Genomic DNA, 15,773 nt, shown 5'->3' on the forward strand with positions numbered 1-15,773 from the left:
CCACAGAAATTCCAATCCAAAGGCCTAAAAAAACAGAAGAAAAGCTATAGCGGCAAGAAAAAGACCCACACCTTCAAAGTACAGGCCATCATTCATTATCAAACTCAAAAAATCCTGAGTTTATGTAGCAGTCACGGTGCCGTACATGATTTTGAACTCTTCAAACGTAACTTGAATCAGATTCCTGCAGGTGCCTTTATTCATGCAGATAAGGGTTATCAGGGAATTTATACAGTGTATCCAAATAGCTTGTTGCCATTAAAAGCAAAGAGGCGCTGCAAACTGGATCCTGAACTCAAAATCTATAATCAGGAAATCAATAAAAGAAGAATAGGGATTGAGCATGTATTCGGCAGTTTGAAAACCTTCGAAATTCTTGCTGAGCGATATCGTAACCGTGGAAAAAGACTAGGCTTAAGATTCAATTTAATTGCTGGAATCTATAATTTGGAACTGAGTAAAAAATGTCTTATGAAAGAAATCTATTATCTGTTGTTTTTTAATAATTCCAAAATTTTCTACTCAAAATAAAGGGAATTATTTTAGCGTAGAACCGTGGTTATTTTAGTGTATATTTTAAATAAACCTTGTGTTTAGCAAATATAGGGCGTATAAAGCTAACTCTCCTTTGCGGGGTGGAGCAGTCTGGTAGCTCGTCGGGCTCATAACCCGAAGGTCGTTGGTTCAAATCCGGCTCCCGCATCCAACTTTTAATGCTTATAGTGATTGAATATTTGTCCATAATTGTGAGAATTGGGACAGTGAAAAGTTTAAAATAATCAAATTTGATTGTGTTTTTATCCGATTTTTGAAAGATGAAATTTTAATAAAATGGAACAGCTTTCTTAAATGATCACCTAAGCTCATATAATGAGTCAGTTATGTTGAATAATGTAGAAAATTGGCAGTTGGCCACTGCAGTCAATGGTCAGGAAATTTTTGTAAAAGTAATGCCGCTGAAAAAGAAGCAGCGCTCGAGCCAGGGTTTTATCTGGGTGGAAGTCGGTAAAATGATTGAGCTTCAGTCCGGACAGCAGGTAGAATTTAACCTGGATGGTAAAAGTTTTTATATTGCTTTAAATCAGTTATATAAATTGAATTAATTTATTTTTATTGCATTCAGAACAGAAGTCTGTATAGTGGTCGTTAACTAGAAGAATTACTATTGTTTCAGCAAATCTTTTCCCTCCGTCGTTTTTTAATATCCTTCGTAGTATCAGATTTTTAGTTTCAAAGTCATTTTCCAGTTAATTATTGGTTTATCTATGACCAATTTAAAAGTTTTTTAATACAGGATTATCTTATGTCAAATACAGTTACTGGTACTGTGAAATGGTTTAATGAAACTAAAGGTTTTGGTTTTATTCAGGCAGATTCAGGTCAGGACGTTTTTGCTCATTACAGCGAAATTACCAACCAGGGCTTCAAAACTTTACATGAAGGCCAGCGCGTTGAATTTACCATCGTAGCGGGTAAAAAAGGCGACCAGGCCAGCGGTATTACTGCAATCTAATTGCCGGTTTCGCTGCAAAAAGCTCATCTTCTGATGGGCTTTTGTTTTTTAGCATCTGCTAAAAACAGATGTGCTGCGGCCGGTACAGATGCATAGAAATTTTAGTCAGAAGGCTTTAAACTAGCCCGGTTTTCAGCGCCGTATCCAGTTTTCTCCCAGGTCAGGATAAGCTGCGCATTTTCTGTTTCCCGAGGTTCCTACATTGAGTTCACATCCTGTCATTCAAGAACTGTTTGATCGTCCTATTGAGCGAAAGCTGTGGGTGGCACCAATGGCAGGCGTCACGGATCGGCCGTTTAGAACGCTGTGCAAATATTTTGGCGCAGGCCATGCAGTCAGTGAAATGATGACCTCGGACAAGACTTTGCGCATGAGCAAAAAAAGTCTGTATCGGGCCAATTTTGATGGCGAAATCGCCCCGATTTCTGCACAAATTGCCGGCTCCGATCCGGCTGACCTAGCCGAAGCCGCGCGCTATCAGGTGGCGAATGGCGCACAGATTGTTGATATCAATATGGGCTGTCCTGCCAAAAAAGTATGTAACAAGCTGGCTGGTTCGGCGTTGTTGCAAGATGAAGATCTGGTCGCCCGGATTTTAGATGCAGTCGTAGAAGCAGTCGATGTGCCGGTGACCTTAAAAACCCGACTCGGTTTTTTAAACGGTCAGGAAAATATTCTGCGTGTGGCCAAGCGTGCGGAGCAGGCCGGTATTGCAGCGCTGGCCCTGCATGGTCGTACCCGCGAAGATATGTACCTGAACACGGCGCGTTATGAGTTAATCAAGCAGGTTAAGGCCGAGCTGAATATTCCCCTCATTGCCAATGGCGACATCGACAGTCCGGAAAAAGCTAAAATGGTGCTGGATTATACCGGTGCAGATGCGATTATGATTGGCCGTGCGGCACAAGGCCGTCCCTGGATTTTCCGTGAAATTGCCCATTATCTGACGACCGGTGAACATTTGGCTGCACCGAGTATTGAAGAAGTCAAACAGGTATTGCTTGGGCATTTATCTGAACTTTATAGCTTTTATGGAGAATATTCAGGCTGCCGTATTTCACGTAAACATATTGCCTGGTACACCAAAGGACTGCGTTCTAGCAATGAATTCCGCCAGAATATGTACCGTGTGGAAAGCACGGCCGAGCAGTATCAGGTGGTGGAAAACTATTTTAATCAACTGTTAGAACATGGCAACATCATGAGTGATGTGCAGGTTGAGCAGGTGAATCTGTTAGAAACCAAATGATTAAATATCTATCATAATTATGGCGCTTCAGAGCGCCATTTTTTATCCCCGATTTTATCCGTTTACAATCTCTACAGACCTGAACACAGGGCAACATACGCTCACTGAACACGGACAGGACTTGGACATTGCAGGGCTTGGCTTGCTCTATGCTAGGTAAGTCTTCACTTGGCAAGATGATATTCCAGTCTTGTTAATAACAATGATCCAGGGAGTTTCAACATGACCAATACTAATCGTCCTGTGACTGAATTTAGCCATAAGACCTCAACAGAATTACCACAAGAACGAAGCCAGGGTTTAAATGTCGACCCGACCGACGTCAATGCACGTCCAGATTTGGACACCAATCGTGTCCCGGATATGAATGAAGCAGGCGATCATCCTGTGGGTACTAGTGTCGGTGTATTAGGGGGTGCGGCAACCGGTGCGGCCGTCGGTGCTGCAGCTGGACCGGTCGGTGCCGTAGTAGGCGGTATTGCCGGTGGTGTAGTGGGTGGATTGGCCGGTAATGAAATTGCCGATGCGATTGATCCGACTGCAGAAGATGTATACTGGCGTGATCAGTACCAGAACCGTCCATATTATAATGAAACCCGCAGTGTCTATGCCGATGTCGACTATGATCGTGATTATCGCGGCGCCTATCGACTGGGCTATGAAAACCGTCCTTTATATGAACAAAATGTCGATTTTGACCGGGCCGAGCCAGAACTGCGTACCAAATGGGAACAGATGAAAGGCGATTCCCGTCTAAACTGGGAAGAAGCTAAATTTGCAGCTAAAGATGCCTGGCAACGTGTGACCCGTTAAAGTATTCAAGACACTATCAGGCCAATAAAAAAAACATCTCCGCGGAGATGTTTTTTGTTTATTGTTCGCGCTTAGTGACTGGTCATTTCCAGCACCAGTTGATTAATTAAATCACCGGCTTCCATGTCACGAATCAGACCGACATTGGCACCGGCCCAGAATGCACCAAATCCCTGTTCGCCTTGCTGGCTAGCTGCGGCATGTAACTGCTTGCCAATATCATAGGTATAGGGATAGGTCGGTACCGGCGGACGGTTTGGCGTATCCACCAGACGGTGCCACTGATTGACCAGACCACGTGCCGGACGGCCGGAAATTGAATCGGTAATTTGGGTACAGCTCTGGCTAAATAAAGCCTTGCGATACGCCTCATTGGCATTGGAAGATTTACATTGCACAAAGGCGGTCCCGAGCTGTACCGCGACTGCGCCAAGGTTCATGACACGTTGTGCATGTTGACCATTCATAATTCCACCAGCCGCAACCACCGGAATCTGACAGTGCTGGGTCAGTAAAGTCACTAAATCTACCGTGCGGATACCGCCATCAATAGCGGCATTAAACAGGCCACGATGACCGCCAGCCTCTACGCCTTGGGCAATAATAATATCAATACCCGCCGCTTCAATGGCTTGTGCTTCGGCCAGATTGGTGGCAGAGACCATGGTGATAATCCCGGCCTGTTTTAGCGCCTGAATCTGATGCGCGTGCGGAATACCAAAATGAAAACTCACCGCCTGAGGACGGGTTTCCAGCACCAGATTCAGATAATCATCATTGCTTAAAAAACTAGGATACAGATTTTTGAGCTGGGTCGGCAGCGCTACGCCATAATGGACAAAATGCGGACTTAAATAATCCAGCCAGACCTGAGCAGCAGCTTCATCCAGCGGCTCGGGTTGATGACAGAAGAAATTGACCTGAAAAGGGCAGTCGGTCAGGTCCTGGTTTTTTAAAATCTGTTCTCGGGCAGACGCCACTGAACTGGCCCCTAAACCCAGTGAACCCAAGCCGCCCTGGTTGGAAACTTCGGCAGCCAGTTCAGGTGTCGAAACACCGGCCATCGGCGCTAAAAAAATAGGATGTTTAATGCCGAGCTGTTCCAATATAGACATGCGATTTCTCCTTATTCTTCCTACACTTTGCCCAAGCTGAACAAAATTAGCAAATCATAATCATTATTTATTTTTTAAATAATCTGCCGGTTTTTACACAGCAGTTACATTCGTTGCGACAAGCTGGGTCGTGCTAACGCATCGGCTTGCTAGGCGCAACATTTTCGCTTTTTTATAATCAGCTTATTTCCTGATTTCTGCTGAAACGCATGTCTGAACGTATCCGTGAAAAACTGCAAATTTTAGCCGATGCTGCCAAATATGATGTGTCCTGCTCATCGAGTGGCAGTCGGCGCCAAAATAAAGACCAAGGGCTGGGCAATACCGGTAATGGCATCTGTCACAGCTATACCGAAGATGGGCGCTGTGTTTCGCTGCTTAAAATCCTGTTCTCCAATGTTTGCATTTATGACTGTGCCTATTGCGTGTCGCGGCGTTCCAATGATGTGAAACGCGCAGCCTTTACCGTACAGGAAGTGGTCGATCTGACCATAAATTTTTACCGGCGCAATTATATTGAAGGGCTGTTTTTAAGTTCCGGTATTTTTAAATCGGCCGATTACACCATGGAACGAATGCTACAGGTGGTGAAAAAGCTGCGGCTGGAAGAAAACTTTAATGGATATATTCATTTAAAAACCATCCCGGGCGCATCTCAGGAAATTATTACCGAAGCCGGTTTATATGTTGACCGGATGAGTATTAATCTAGAAATGCCGACCGAAGCCGGACTACAGCAGTTTGCCCCGGAAAAAAGTCATGCCGAAGTGCAGAAGGATTTGGGTATTGTCCGCGATCGCCTGATTCAACTGAAAGATGAATCGAAAATCATCAAATCGGTACCGAAGTTTGTTCCGGCCGGACAAACCACGCAGATGGTAGTGGGTGCACATAATGAAACCGACCAAGACATTATTATGATGGCCGATCGGCACTACAAAGAATTCAAGCTAAAACGGGTTTATTTTTCTGGTTATATTCCAATTAATACACAGGAAAAGGCCTTGCCCGCTGTCGGTTCAGCGCCGCCGTTGCTGCGTGAAAACCGGCTCTATCAAAGTGACTGGTTAATGCGTTTTTATGGTTTTGCTGCGCATGAACTGGTGGATGATCAACATCCCAATTTAGACCTGGATGTCGACCCGAAATTGGGCTGGGCACTGCGTCATCCAGAGGCTTTTCCGGTAGATATCAACCGTGCCGACTACCAGTTGATTTTACGGGTGCCGGGTATAGGCGTGCGTTCGGCGCAGAAAATTGTGCAGGCGCGCCGGTTTGGGCACATTCATATAGATCAGCTAAAACGCATGGGCGTGGCCTATAACCGTGCCCAGCATTTTATTCGCTGTGCCGACAGCCCGAAATTTAAAAAAGAGCCGCCAGCGCAGCAGATTCGCCAGCAGATTTTACAGTCGGGGCAATCCAAATATCAGCAGCAGCTCTCGCCACAACTGGGCTTTGCTTTTTAATGGCCACCTACTGCTTTGATGGCACGTTCACCGGCTTGCTTTGCTGTGTGTTTCGGGCATTTCGCTTTCAAGAGTTTGATGTACACATTACCGCCAATCCGCAGTCCCAGCATGGCCTGTTTGATGAGTTTATTGTCGTGTCTTCACAGGATGTGCAGGGGCAGCGGGTCTGGCAGGGCTTGAAACAGAAAATCCAGCCCGGCAGCTTGCGTCAGTTTTATCTGTGCTTTTTGTCGGAGCAGGAACAGGCCTTTCAGCATCTGTTTGATTTTTGCATTTATGTTTTTCAACACGGCCATGCGGTGGATGGTAATTATGGCCATCCGGCGGTGTTGGGCATGGCACAGTGGGCCAAACAGGTGGGCCGGGAAAAACATCGCATGGAAGCTTTTGTACGCTTTAAAAAATGTCAGGATGGTCTGTTCTTAAGTCTGGTGCGGCCAGATTTTAATGTATTACCGCTGATCGAGCGGCATTTTAAGGCGCGTTACCAAGATCAGCGCTGGCTGATTTATGACGAACAGCGTGATTACGGCATTTATTATGATCTGGATGATGTGCATCAGGTTCAGATGAATGCCCGGCAGCTGGATCTCCAGCTGGACAGTGGCCACAGTCAGGCCTTTAGTATCGAGCTGGATGCTGAAGAATTTTTATATGACCAGCTGTGGAAAGATTATTTTCACAGCGTCAATATTCAGGCACGGCAGAACATGAAGCTGCATATTCAGTATGTACCGAAACGTTACTGGCGCTATATGAATGAAAAGTCGCTCTAACTTTCATCCCGGCCGGTTTCATCAGTATAATGCCCGGGTTGTATCGTGGAAAAGGTAAAAGCATGAAGGGGTATGTAGGGGCTGTTTTGCTCACAATAACAGGTTTGACAGCATGTGGACCACATGAGGCAGAGCAGGTACAGGTCCAGCCTGAACAGTACCAGGTGGCCAGTGCAGAGCAGCTACAGCAGCGCTTTAGTGCCTTAAACCGTCAACTGGAAGCCGATTTTCAGCAGTTTAAGCAGCTGGAAAGTATTGCCTTTGCCCAGCAGTTTCCTTTAGATGCCGATAATCTGATGACCTTGAACCAGCATCTGGTCAGCAGTACCGCCTTAAAGCCGACCAAAGCCGGCTATTGCGATATGATGAATGGCTATTTTGCCGAGATGTATCGTCTCGGACATTATAATCTGGAACTGCTTGATCAGATCCAGCTGCCCCAGGCTCAACAGGAAAATTTAAAGCAGAATTTTGCCAATGCCGACAATTTTTATGATTTTATTTTAAACCGCTATACCAGTTATCGTCAGGTGCAGCAAACCATGAATTATGGCTGTAACCTGAAAGCGGCTTTACAGTAAACACAGCCCTAAGGTAAAAAAACCGCCCGATTTGCTGGGCGGTTTTTTTATAAAGGTGTGACATGGAACAACGAGCCAATCCAGTGTGCGAATAGCATGGCCACCACGCCCCAGACCGTGACCCGCAAGCTGCCTCTGAGCATGGAGGTGCCGGAAAAATAGCTGGACAGGGCACCGAGTAAGGCCAGCGATAAGACACCTACAATCACAATGCTTCGGTCCAGATATTCCACCGGACTAAAGACAATGGTCAGTAAAGGCAACAGCGCCCCTAAAGAAAATGCAATCGCCGAGGATGCCGCCGCCTGTACCGCATTGGCGGCAGTATTTTCATGAATGCCGATTTCATCGCGGGCGTGGGCGGCTAGGGCATCTTTGGCGGTCAGCTGTACCGCCACTTCATGCGCTAGCTCAGGCGTCAGGCCGCGCAAGGTATAAATATGGGTCAGTTCTTTTAGTTCCAGATCGGGGTTTTTACGCAGTTCTCTGGATTCCATGTGCAGATCAGCCTGCTCGATATCTTCCTGGGATTTGACCGAAATATATTCGCCGGCAGCCATGGAACTAGCGCCTGAAATCAGGCCGGCAATACAGGTAATCAGCAGGGTCTGGCTGGAAGCACCACTGGCCGCCATCCCGATCACCAGACTGGTCACTGAGATAATCCCATCATTGGCCCCCAACACCGCAGCACGTAACCAGCCCGTTCTTAAAATATAATGTTTTTCATGATGATGTGAATAACTCATAGCCCGCCTGATTTCTTATTGTATGCGGCTATCTTAACCCAGAGATGCAAAAAGCCCCAACTTTTGGGGCCTTTTTAACAGCAATTCAGGAATTAACAGCCGGTCAGCTTTTCCGGTTGTGGGCGTTCTTCCAGGAAGAAGAATGGACGCAATTTAACCCCAATGCCATTGCCAATAAAGGCAAATACCAGCCACAGCCAGCCATGTAAACTGCCAGAGGCAATACCACTGAAATAGGCGCCAATATTACAGCCATAAGCCAGGCGTGCGCCATAACCTAACAGCAAACCGCCAACAATCGCTGCCATCAGCGAGCGTTTTGGAATATTAAAGTTCGGTGCGAATTTACCGGCCAGACTGGCTGCCAGCAGGGCGCCGAGCATAATCCCGAAGTTCATCATCGAGGTAATATCAAACCATAACGACTCTGTCAGTGCTTTGGCATTGGCTGGTTGCTGCCAGTAGCTCCAGGAGGCTACATCAACACCCACAAAACTGGCCGATTTGGCGGCCCAGACGGCCAGCGCAGAGGTTACGCCCCAAGGACGTCCAGCCAACGCAAGAGTAGCGAAGTTCAGCAGGGTCAGGATGATACCGCCCCACACCAACGGCCACGGGCCACGTAAGAAGCGTTTCCAGCCCTGATACTGTGCAGCCGGTTCAACCTCCAGACTGCCATGACGTTTCTTTTCATACCATACGGTAACCAAGGCAATCAGGGCAAACAGCACAAAGTTCAGCAATAACGCCGGCATCACACCTAAGCTGGTGACCAGTGAAATAGGTGCCAGATGCGGCAGGTTAAACCACCAGTCTAAATGCGTGGTGGCAATCAGTGAGCCTAAGCAGAAGAATACCAGTGTTACCAGCATGCGTGCGCTACCACCACCCACGGTATACAGCGTACCAGAAGCACAGCCGCCGCCGAGCTGCATGCCAATACCAAAAATAAAGGCACCAATCATCACCGACATTGACACTGGGCTAACAAAACCATTGACCGGATTGCCAAACAGTTCACCTGCACCTAAGGCTGGGAAAAACAGCAGTACTGCCAGACCAAGCATGATCATTTGTGCACGCAGACCGCGACCACGACCTTGCTTGATAAACACCCGCCAGCTTGAGGTAAAACCAAAAGAAGCATGGTACAGGGTCATCCCCAGTGCACCACCAATCAGGAATAATAGTGCCTGGTTAATGCCCACCACCTGATAGGCGCCAATACAGCCAATAAACAATAACACCAGCGCGACCCAGATCGAGCGATTCGACCGGTCGGCTTTTGCAGCAATAATAGACATAGACAATAACAGGGAGAGAAATCAGAATCCTGAGTATTTTAGTGGAAATTTAAACTTTTAACCTGATAGAAACAGTCATTTAAGCTATTTTTAATTTGAAATTTCTAATTTAAAATATTAGTAAAATGAATAATAAAAAAAGCTCCCGGAAGGGAGCTTTTAGCGAGGAAGTGAATTTTATTGCTGGGCTTCTTCACGCACGTTCGCAGCACCTTGTTCAACAGCACCGGCTGCGGTTGCAGTTGCATCTTTGGTGGCTTCCTTGGTTTCATCCCAAGCCTGACTGGTTGCCGCAGCGGCATTATCCGCGGCCTGATCTAACTCTGCAGCAGCTTCATCCGTTGCAGCATCCATTTCAGCTGAAGCTTCTTCAGCAGCACCGGAAATATCATGACCTGCCTGTTCAGCAGCATTTTCCAGATGCTCGCCAGTGGTTGCACCTGTTTCAGGCGCCTGATCACGGTTACAGCCCACTAAAGCAACGGTAGCAGCAAGACCTAAAGCAACAAGTAATTTATTCATTGTCATATTCCTTTTAATTCTATTCTCAAGGCAAATATCCACAACAGCAGTGAATATTCAAAAATATAAACCAGTTCTGATCTGGCAATAGATAACAAATTGTTGATTAAATGTAAGAAAATGAAATACAAAAAAAGCCTATAGGGTAGTGCACGCTATAGGCTTGTGGCGTTCTAGAGTTAATTCAGCAGAATTATTGCCCTGAACGGATGATGTAGTCAAAGGCAGATAAGGATGCTTTTGCGCCTTCACCTGTGGCAATAATAATCTGCTTATATGGGACTGTAGTACAGTCACCGGCAGCAAATACACCTTTGACATTGGTTTCATTACGGTCGTTAATCACAATCTCGCCACGGTTGCTCAGTTCAACTTGGGTGTCTTTCAAGAAATCGGTATTTGGTAATAAACCGATCTGTACAAAGATCCCTGCCAGTTCAACCGTATGCTCTTCATCCGTTGCACGGTCTTTGTATTTCAGCGCTGTCACTTGTGAACCATCACCGACCACTTCTGTTGAAAGCGCATTTTTAATCACTGTGGTATTTGGCAAGCTGTTTAGCTTGTCTTGCAATACCTGGTCGGCACGTAATTTGGTATCAAATTCTACTAAGGTCACATGCTCAACAATACCCGCCAAGTCAATCGCCGCTTCTACACCCGAGTTACCCCCACCAATGACTGCAACACGTTTGCCTTTGAATAAAGGACCATCACAGTGTGGGCAATACGCCACACCACGGGTACGGTATTCTGCTTCACCCGGAACGTTCATCTCTCTCCAGCGTGCACCGGTTGAAAGCACCACAGTTTTCGATTCCAGTTTAGCACCGTTTTCTAAGGTCACTTCAACTAAACCGTTGGCTGTTTCATCTGCACCTTTAATGTCAGATACACGTTGTAGGTTCATGATGTCGACACCGTATTCACGTACGTGTGCTTCCATTTCAGCGGCAAATTTTGGACCTTGGGTTTTCTTGATTGAAGTGAAGTTTTCAATGTCCATGGTGTCCATCACCTGACCACCAAAACGTTCTGCCACGATACCGGTGTTAATGCCTTTACGTGCTGCATAAATCGCTGCAGTATTCCCGGCAGGACCACCACCAATCACCAAGACATCAAAGGCAGCTTTGGCATTCAGCTTTTCCGCTTCTTTGGCTGCAGAGTTGGTGTCTAATTTGGCAATGATTTCTTCCAGTGTCATACGACCCTGACCGATGTGGTTACCGTCCTGGAATACCATCGGTACCGCCATGATCTTACGTTCTTCCACTTCATCCTGGAAGAATGCACCATCAATCATGGTGGCAGTAGTACCCGGGTTATAGATGGCTATCAGGTTCAATGCCTGCACCACATCTGGACAGTTGTGACAGCTTAACGATACGAATACATCGAAATCCGATTGGATACCCAAGTCTTTAATAGAAGCCAGCACTTCATCAGACACTTTTGGTGCATAACCTGAAGTTTGTAACAATGCCAGAATCAAAGAGGTGAACTCATGGCCCATTGGCAAACCTGCGAAGAATACACGCGGTTGCTCACCGGCTTTGGCGACACCAAAGCTTGGTGCACGTTTGTTGTTGCCATCGAAGCGTGCAGTCACCTGATCAGACAGGGCGGCAATTTCAGTTACCAGTTCTTTGATTTTGTCTGATTTGTCAGAGCTATCTAAAGTGGCCACTAATTCGATTGGACCTTCAAGGCGTTCTAACAAGGCTTTTAATTGGGCTGTGGTATTTTGATCTAACATTGCTAACGTCTCCAGAGGAGTAAAATGTATTTGATAAAGACATGATAGGAGAAAATATTTAATTGGTGAAACGGTTTGTTTTTATCAAAACAATCGGTTTTTTAAATCAAATAATAAAAATCATGTATTTATGCAGAAGTTGCACATAAAAATGTATGGCTTTATCTTCTAAGATGTGGCTTGTCACTGGAATTTTCAAGAATTGACAATAAGAAAATCAAAGATTTGCTATTTGTGACTAAAACTAGGCATTATCCTGAACATTCGCATGTTAAATCATAATAGTGAGTATTAAGATGAGTTTAAGCCGAGGCATTTATCAGCATTATAAAGGCCAGTTGTATCAGGTATTGCATGTGGCCACGCACAGTGAAACCGAGGAAAAGCTGGTGGTCTACCAGTGTTTATATGGTGATTATTCCATTTGGGTTCGACCACTGAGCATGTTTACCGAATCGATCAGTCTGGAAGATGATCGTGAATTACCGCGTTTTAAACTGGTTCAGGAAATGATGTGAGAGGTGAAATTGCTGCACCTTAATTCAAGGTCGCAACGAGACCTTGTTAAAGTGTAAATCGTACTCCAGATATTTTTGCACAAAAGCAGCTTTATCATGACTGCGTAGCAGATTGTTATAGATAAATTCTGGCACAGGATGATAAAGCTCTGCCAACCCATTGTTATAAAATATTTTTAAGTAGCGCGTTGAGGTATTGTATTTGCAGAAGGTTACAGTCAGGACAGTTTCCATTAGCCATTCCTCCTTTATTGTGTTTGGAATCGTTATAGTTTGACCATATGCCAAATGCAGAGCCGGATGTATTACTGATTTGTAAGAATTTTCAACTTTATCCGCGAAAGTCGAGTGTTGTGTGCCAACACTCCCGGTCAAAGCGCAGCGTATGGGGACAATCTGCACCACGGTTGCAGCAACACTAAACATTCACTGCAAAAAACTACACTCAGAAAAATCAGAATCTTCTAAGCTTAGCGGCATCTCTGTAATAAAAACAATCGACTGAGCCATTCTCATGCAACTTTTTCAGTGCAGTTATTGTCAGCATCCGATTTATTTCGACAATACCCAGTGTACCGTGTGCCAGCATCATTTAGGTTTTGATGCGCAATATATGCATATGCTGGCGTTGCAACCGGGTCAGCGGGCAGGGGAATTTGTTGAAGCGGTCACGCAAAAGGCTTACCGTTTTTGCCAGAATCATCAGCATCAGGTCTGTAACTGGATTATTCCGTTTGACAGTCCAGAGCCGTTTTGTCCGGCCTGCCGTTTAAACCGGATTATCCCGGATTTAAACCAGCCGCAATATTACTACCGCTGGCAAAAAATCGAGTTGGCCAAGCATCGTCTGGTTTATGCCTTGCTGCGCTGGAATTTACCTTTACTGAGCAAGCTGGAAAGTCCTGAACGTGGGCTGGTATTTGATTTTAAGGCCAATCCGAATGATGATTGTGCTCCCAAAGTCATGACCGGTCATGCCAGCGGGGTGATTACTTTAAATATTGCCGAAGCCGATGATGTCGAGCGGATGATGGCCAAGCAGAATATGGCCGAAGTGTACCGGACTTTGCTGGGGCATTTCCGGCATGAAATTGGCCATTATTATTGGGATGTTCTGGTGGCGAACAGTGATTATCTGGCACGCTTTCGGCAACTTTTTGGGGATGAGCGCGCCTGTTATCAGCAGGCGGTGAAGGACTATTATCAGCACGGCGCACCAAGCAACTGGATGGATGCCTATATTAGTGCCTATGCCACCATGCATCCGTGGGAAGACTGGGCGGAAAGCTGGGCGCATTATTTACATATTGTTGATGTGCTGGAAACGGCAACTTCTTTTGGCATGAGTATTCATCCGCAAATTGTGCATGAAGAGCAGCATTTTATGTACTTCAAGCAACGTGAAAATCCGTATTTTTTGACCGACTTTAACGAGATTTTTCAGGCCTGGTTGCCAGTGGCTTTTGCCATGAATAGTGTGAATCGGAGTATGGGGCAGGAAGATTTTTATCCCTTTGTGATTAGTCCGAAGGTGATGGAAAAATTACAACTGATTCATCAGGTGATCCATGGTTTGCCGCCAGTTTCGGACAATCCAATTCCTGTAGATGGTTAATGCTTGATCCATCATCAAACCCTCATCTATCATAAAATCATCTCACCTTATAAACGGCGGCATTGTCCTGTTTTATCGCCCTGTACCGTGTTACGTCCACCCACCGGTGGTGTCGCGTTATTTTCACATTCCAGATTGCCATCGACCTGATTACGGCTAATATTCAGCGTACCCCGATTGTTTTTGAGCTGGATATTGCCATTTACACGGTTATTGTGCAGCTGGGTCAGCTTGCCGCGTTCCAGTTGAATATTGCCTTCAATGCGGTTATTGGTCGCCACCAGCTGTGCAAAACGGCCTTTGGATTCCAGATTGCCATCAATATGGCTGTTTCGGAGAATGGCTTTGGCACCATCGGCCAGCATGACATTGCCATCGACCTGCACATTAGTTAAGGTGCATTGCTTGCCAACGAAAATATTGTCGGAAATCGAACGATCTTTTAAGCTGCCGCTACACTGCACATCAGCCCAGGCCGGCAGGGACAGGGTGGTGAATAAGGCTGCAATTAATAGGGTTTTCATCGGTCTATCCATAGCGCATTTTTCAGTAGCTTAATCAACGCAGATGAAAATAAAAAGAATCTACAGCAGCTAAAATTGAGTAAAAATGTAAGCGCATCAATGGCTTTGTTGCACAAAGATTTCATAACTATATGATTTTAAAGGTTTTGATTATTTTTTGATCCAAAATTAAATTTATTTAAATCAGATGCTTACATATTTATGCAACAAAGCCCGCATCAATAAAAAAACCACGCGATCAAGCGTGGTTTTTTTCAATCAGTTTAATCTAATACAGATTAGATTTTACCAACTAGGTCGATTGAAGGAGCAAGTGTTGCGTCGCCTTCTTTCCATTTTGCTGGGCAAACTTCACCTGGGTGAGCATGAACGTATTGAGCAGCTTTTACTTTGCGAAGAAGTTCTTGCGCGTCACGGCCGATACCACCCGCGTTGATTTCGATGATCTGGATTTTGCCTTCTGGATCGATGACGAAAGTACCACGATCAGCAAGACCGTCAGCTTCAATTAATACTTCGAAGTTTTTAGACAGTGTCCAAGTTGGGTCGCCAACCATTACGTATTGGATTTTTTTGATTTCTTCTGAAGAATCGTGCCAAGCTTTGTGCGTGAAGTGAGTGTCAGTAGAAACTGCATAGATTTCAACGCCTAATTTTTGGAATTCAGCGTAGTTGTCAGCAAGGTCACCAAGCTCAGTTGGGCAAACGAAAGTGAAGTCAGCTGGGTAGAAGAATACAACTGACCATTTGCCTTTAAGATCAGCTTCAGTTACTTCAACGAATTGACCGTTGTGGTAGGCATTTGCTTTAAATGGTTTAACTTCAGTATTAATTAAGCTCATCATTGTCTCCATGATTGAGGTTTGTTTTGAATTTCAATTAGATTATAGAAATTTGCTTTATTGCTGAAATGGTATTTTTACATTACCACCATCGGAAAAACCGAATTGATGATTGTTTAAGCCATATTCAGGCGGTGTGTATTATTATGTAGCCGAAAAATATGATGACCACATGACAATTAAAAAGTACACCTTTTTCATTCCTCATCAAACATGATGTCAAGCTCGGTAAAATTCAAGGGTAAAGCAAAAATATTTTTTATTTTTAGGCAGACTGCTTGGAAATGTTCGTCATCGTCACAATCTAGAAGCCACCGTACTCAGTTTGCGGACAGCGGATTCGCTGTAAAAGCAGACAGGCTGGAGGGTCTGTTCGTTCATTTCATGGGCGGATTCTTCCGCTGGCTGTCATTACAGCGTA

General features: G+C 45.3%; 17 protein-coding genes, 1 tRNA gene and 1 pseudogene. 11 read left to right on the forward strand and 8 right to left on the reverse strand.

Annotation, left to right across the window (positions count from 1 at the left end):
- The 6 genes and pseudogenes from FTT89_RS14470 to FTT89_RS11330 form a co-directional block, all read left to right on the forward strand.
- Positions 1–447, forward strand: a pseudogene (locus FTT89_RS14470) (transposase family protein); the annotation flags it as partial.
- A gap of 182 nt (positions 448–629) precedes the next feature.
- A tRNA-Met gene (locus FTT89_RS11310) sits at positions 630–706 on the forward strand.
- Between the two features lie 175 nt (positions 707–881).
- Positions 882–1,103, forward strand: coding sequence for a hypothetical protein (locus FTT89_RS11315; RefSeq protein ID WP_005178882.1), 222 nt, complete (start codon positions 882–884; stop codon positions 1,101–1,103).
- A 200-nt stretch (positions 1,104–1,303) separates the two neighbouring features.
- Positions 1,304–1,513 (forward strand): cold-shock protein, encoded by a 210-nt coding sequence (locus FTT89_RS11320; protein ID WP_005178879.1) that lies wholly within the window; start codon positions 1,304–1,306, stop codon positions 1,511–1,513.
- Positions 1,514–1,742: 229 nt separating this feature from the next.
- Positions 1,743–2,762 (forward strand): tRNA dihydrouridine synthase DusB, encoded by a 1,020-nt coding sequence (gene dusB, locus FTT89_RS11325; protein WP_257219151.1) that lies wholly within the window; start codon positions 1,743–1,745, stop codon positions 2,760–2,762.
- Positions 2,763–2,984: 222 nt separating this feature from the next.
- Entirely contained in the window at positions 2,985–3,575 is a 591-nt protein-coding gene (locus FTT89_RS11330) for a hypothetical protein (RefSeq protein WP_005178874.1), read from the forward strand.
- 71 nt (positions 3,576–3,646) lie between these two features.
- On the opposite strand, the gene FTT89_RS11335 is transcribed toward FTT89_RS11330, so the two are convergent.
- A complete protein-coding gene (locus FTT89_RS11335; protein ID WP_180172859.1) occupies positions 3,647–4,690 on the reverse strand; it encodes a nitronate monooxygenase family protein in 1,044 nt (347 codons plus the stop codon).
- A gap of 209 nt (positions 4,691–4,899) precedes the next feature.
- On the opposite strand from FTT89_RS11335, the gene FTT89_RS11340 reads away from it, so the two are divergent.
- The 3 genes from FTT89_RS11340 (at position 4,900) to FTT89_RS11350 (ending at position 7,519) form a co-directional block, all read left to right on the forward strand.
- Positions 4,900–6,159, forward strand: a complete 1,260-nt coding sequence (locus FTT89_RS11340; RefSeq protein WP_180006376.1) for a putative DNA modification/repair radical SAM protein — start codon at positions 4,900–4,902, stop codon at positions 6,157–6,159.
- Complete coding sequence (locus FTT89_RS11345) at positions 6,159–6,938, forward strand: TIGR03915 family putative DNA repair protein (protein WP_180006375.1); 780 nt, start codon at positions 6,159–6,161, stop codon at positions 6,936–6,938. The genes FTT89_RS11340 and FTT89_RS11345 overlap by 1 nt, the downstream gene beginning before the upstream one ends.
- Before the next feature lie 62 nt (positions 6,939–7,000).
- The gene (locus FTT89_RS11350; RefSeq protein ID WP_005178855.1) at positions 7,001–7,519 is read left to right on the forward strand and encodes a hypothetical protein; all 519 of its coding nucleotides are present in this window, start codon (positions 7,001–7,003) and stop codon (positions 7,517–7,519) included.
- A 47-nt stretch (positions 7,520–7,566) separates the two neighbouring features.
- Here FTT89_RS11350 and FTT89_RS11355 read toward each other — a convergent pair whose 3' ends face one another.
- From FTT89_RS11355 to ahpF, 4 genes are all read right to left on the reverse strand, one after another.
- Positions 7,567–8,268, reverse strand: coding sequence for a VIT family protein (locus FTT89_RS11355; RefSeq protein ID WP_180006374.1), 702 nt, complete (start codon positions 8,266–8,268; stop codon positions 7,567–7,569).
- Positions 8,269–8,360: 92 nt separating this feature from the next.
- Entirely contained in the window at positions 8,361–9,572 is a 1,212-nt protein-coding gene (locus FTT89_RS11360) for a YeeE/YedE family protein (RefSeq protein WP_180006373.1), read from the reverse strand.
- 177 nt (positions 9,573–9,749) lie between these two features.
- Positions 9,750–10,094, reverse strand: a complete 345-nt coding sequence (locus FTT89_RS11365) for a hypothetical protein (protein WP_005178845.1) — start codon at positions 10,092–10,094, stop codon at positions 9,750–9,752.
- A gap of 193 nt (positions 10,095–10,287) precedes the next feature.
- Complete coding sequence (gene ahpF, locus FTT89_RS11370) at positions 10,288–11,853, reverse strand: alkyl hydroperoxide reductase subunit F (RefSeq protein ID WP_075166909.1); 1,566 nt, start codon at positions 11,851–11,853, stop codon at positions 10,288–10,290.
- 296 nt (positions 11,854–12,149) lie between these two features.
- Here ahpF and FTT89_RS11375 point away from each other — a divergent pair, with 296 nt between their 5' ends.
- Positions 12,150–12,371, forward strand: a complete 222-nt coding sequence (locus FTT89_RS11375; protein ID WP_005178842.1) for a DUF1653 domain-containing protein — start codon at positions 12,150–12,152, stop codon at positions 12,369–12,371.
- Between the two features lie 24 nt (positions 12,372–12,395).
- Here FTT89_RS11375 and FTT89_RS11380 read toward each other — a convergent pair whose 3' ends face one another.
- Entirely contained in the window at positions 12,396–12,605 is a 210-nt protein-coding gene (locus tag FTT89_RS11380; protein ID WP_005178841.1) for a KTSC domain-containing protein, read from the reverse strand.
- Positions 12,606–12,885: 280 nt separating this feature from the next.
- Between FTT89_RS11380 and FTT89_RS11385 the strand changes: the two genes are divergently transcribed.
- Positions 12,886–13,986, forward strand: coding sequence for a putative zinc-binding metallopeptidase (locus FTT89_RS11385; RefSeq protein WP_180006372.1), 1,101 nt, complete (start codon positions 12,886–12,888; stop codon positions 13,984–13,986).
- Between the two features lie 47 nt (positions 13,987–14,033).
- On the opposite strand, the gene FTT89_RS11390 is transcribed toward FTT89_RS11385, so the two are convergent.
- Together FTT89_RS11390 and ahpC are read right to left on the reverse strand one after the other, a co-directional pair.
- The gene (locus FTT89_RS11390; RefSeq protein ID WP_016659126.1) at positions 14,034–14,510 is read right to left on the reverse strand and encodes a hypothetical protein; all 477 of its coding nucleotides are present in this window, start codon (positions 14,508–14,510) and stop codon (positions 14,034–14,036) included.
- A gap of 278 nt (positions 14,511–14,788) precedes the next feature.
- On the reverse strand, positions 14,789–15,352 hold the full coding sequence (gene ahpC, locus FTT89_RS11395; RefSeq protein ID WP_005178834.1) for an alkyl hydroperoxide reductase subunit C: 564 nt from the start codon (positions 15,350–15,352) through the stop codon (positions 14,789–14,791).
- Positions 15,353–15,773 lie beyond the last annotated feature (421 nt).

Source organism: Acinetobacter sp. YH01025 (assembly GCF_013420185.1).
Lineage (GTDB): Bacteria > Pseudomonadota > Gammaproteobacteria > Pseudomonadales > Moraxellaceae > Acinetobacter > Acinetobacter indicus.

Excerpts from the sequence above, each read along its gene's own strand:
- FTT89_RS11320 (WP_005178879.1), top strand. The coding sequence starts at position 1,304 with ATGTCAAATACAGTTACTGGTACTGTGAAATGGTTTAATGAAACTAAA.
- FTT89_RS11355 (WP_180006374.1), bottom strand. The coding sequence starts at position 8,268 with ATGAGTTATTCACATCATCATGAAAAACATTATATTTTAAGAACGGGC.
- FTT89_RS11390 (WP_016659126.1), bottom strand. The coding sequence starts at position 14,510 with ATGAAAACCCTATTAATTGCAGCCTTATTCACCACCCTGTCCCTGCCG.
- FTT89_RS11330 (WP_005178874.1), top strand. The coding sequence starts at position 2,985 with ATGACCAATACTAATCGTCCTGTGACTGAATTTAGCCATAAGACCTCA.
- FTT89_RS11335 (WP_180172859.1), bottom strand. The coding sequence starts at position 4,690 with ATGTCTATATTGGAACAGCTCGGCATTAAACATCCTATTTTTTTAGCG.
- FTT89_RS11350 (WP_005178855.1), top strand. The coding sequence starts at position 7,001 with ATGAAGGGGTATGTAGGGGCTGTTTTGCTCACAATAACAGGTTTGACA.
- FTT89_RS11360 (WP_180006373.1), bottom strand. The coding sequence starts at position 9,572 with ATGTCTATTATTGCTGCAAAAGCCGACCGGTCGAATCGCTCGATCTGG.
- ahpC (WP_005178834.1), bottom strand. The coding sequence starts at position 15,352 with ATGAGCTTAATTAATACTGAAGTTAAACCATTTAAAGCAAATGCCTAC.
- FTT89_RS11315 (WP_005178882.1), top strand. The coding sequence starts at position 882 with ATGTTGAATAATGTAGAAAATTGGCAGTTGGCCACTGCAGTCAATGGT.
- FTT89_RS11380 (WP_005178841.1), bottom strand. The coding sequence starts at position 12,605 with ATGGAAACTGTCCTGACTGTAACCTTCTGCAAATACAATACCTCAACG.
- FTT89_RS11345 (WP_180006375.1), top strand. The coding sequence starts at position 6,159 with ATGGCCACCTACTGCTTTGATGGCACGTTCACCGGCTTGCTTTGCTGT.
- FTT89_RS11365 (WP_005178845.1), bottom strand. The coding sequence starts at position 10,094 with ATGAATAAATTACTTGTTGCTTTAGGTCTTGCTGCTACCGTTGCTTTA.
- FTT89_RS11385 (WP_180006372.1), top strand. The coding sequence starts at position 12,886 with ATGCAACTTTTTCAGTGCAGTTATTGTCAGCATCCGATTTATTTCGAC.
- FTT89_RS11375 (WP_005178842.1), top strand. The coding sequence starts at position 12,150 with ATGAGTTTAAGCCGAGGCATTTATCAGCATTATAAAGGCCAGTTGTAT.
- FTT89_RS11340 (WP_180006376.1), top strand. The coding sequence starts at position 4,900 with ATGTCTGAACGTATCCGTGAAAAACTGCAAATTTTAGCCGATGCTGCC.
- ahpF (WP_075166909.1), bottom strand. The coding sequence starts at position 11,853 with ATGTTAGATCAAAATACCACAGCCCAATTAAAAGCCTTGTTAGAACGC.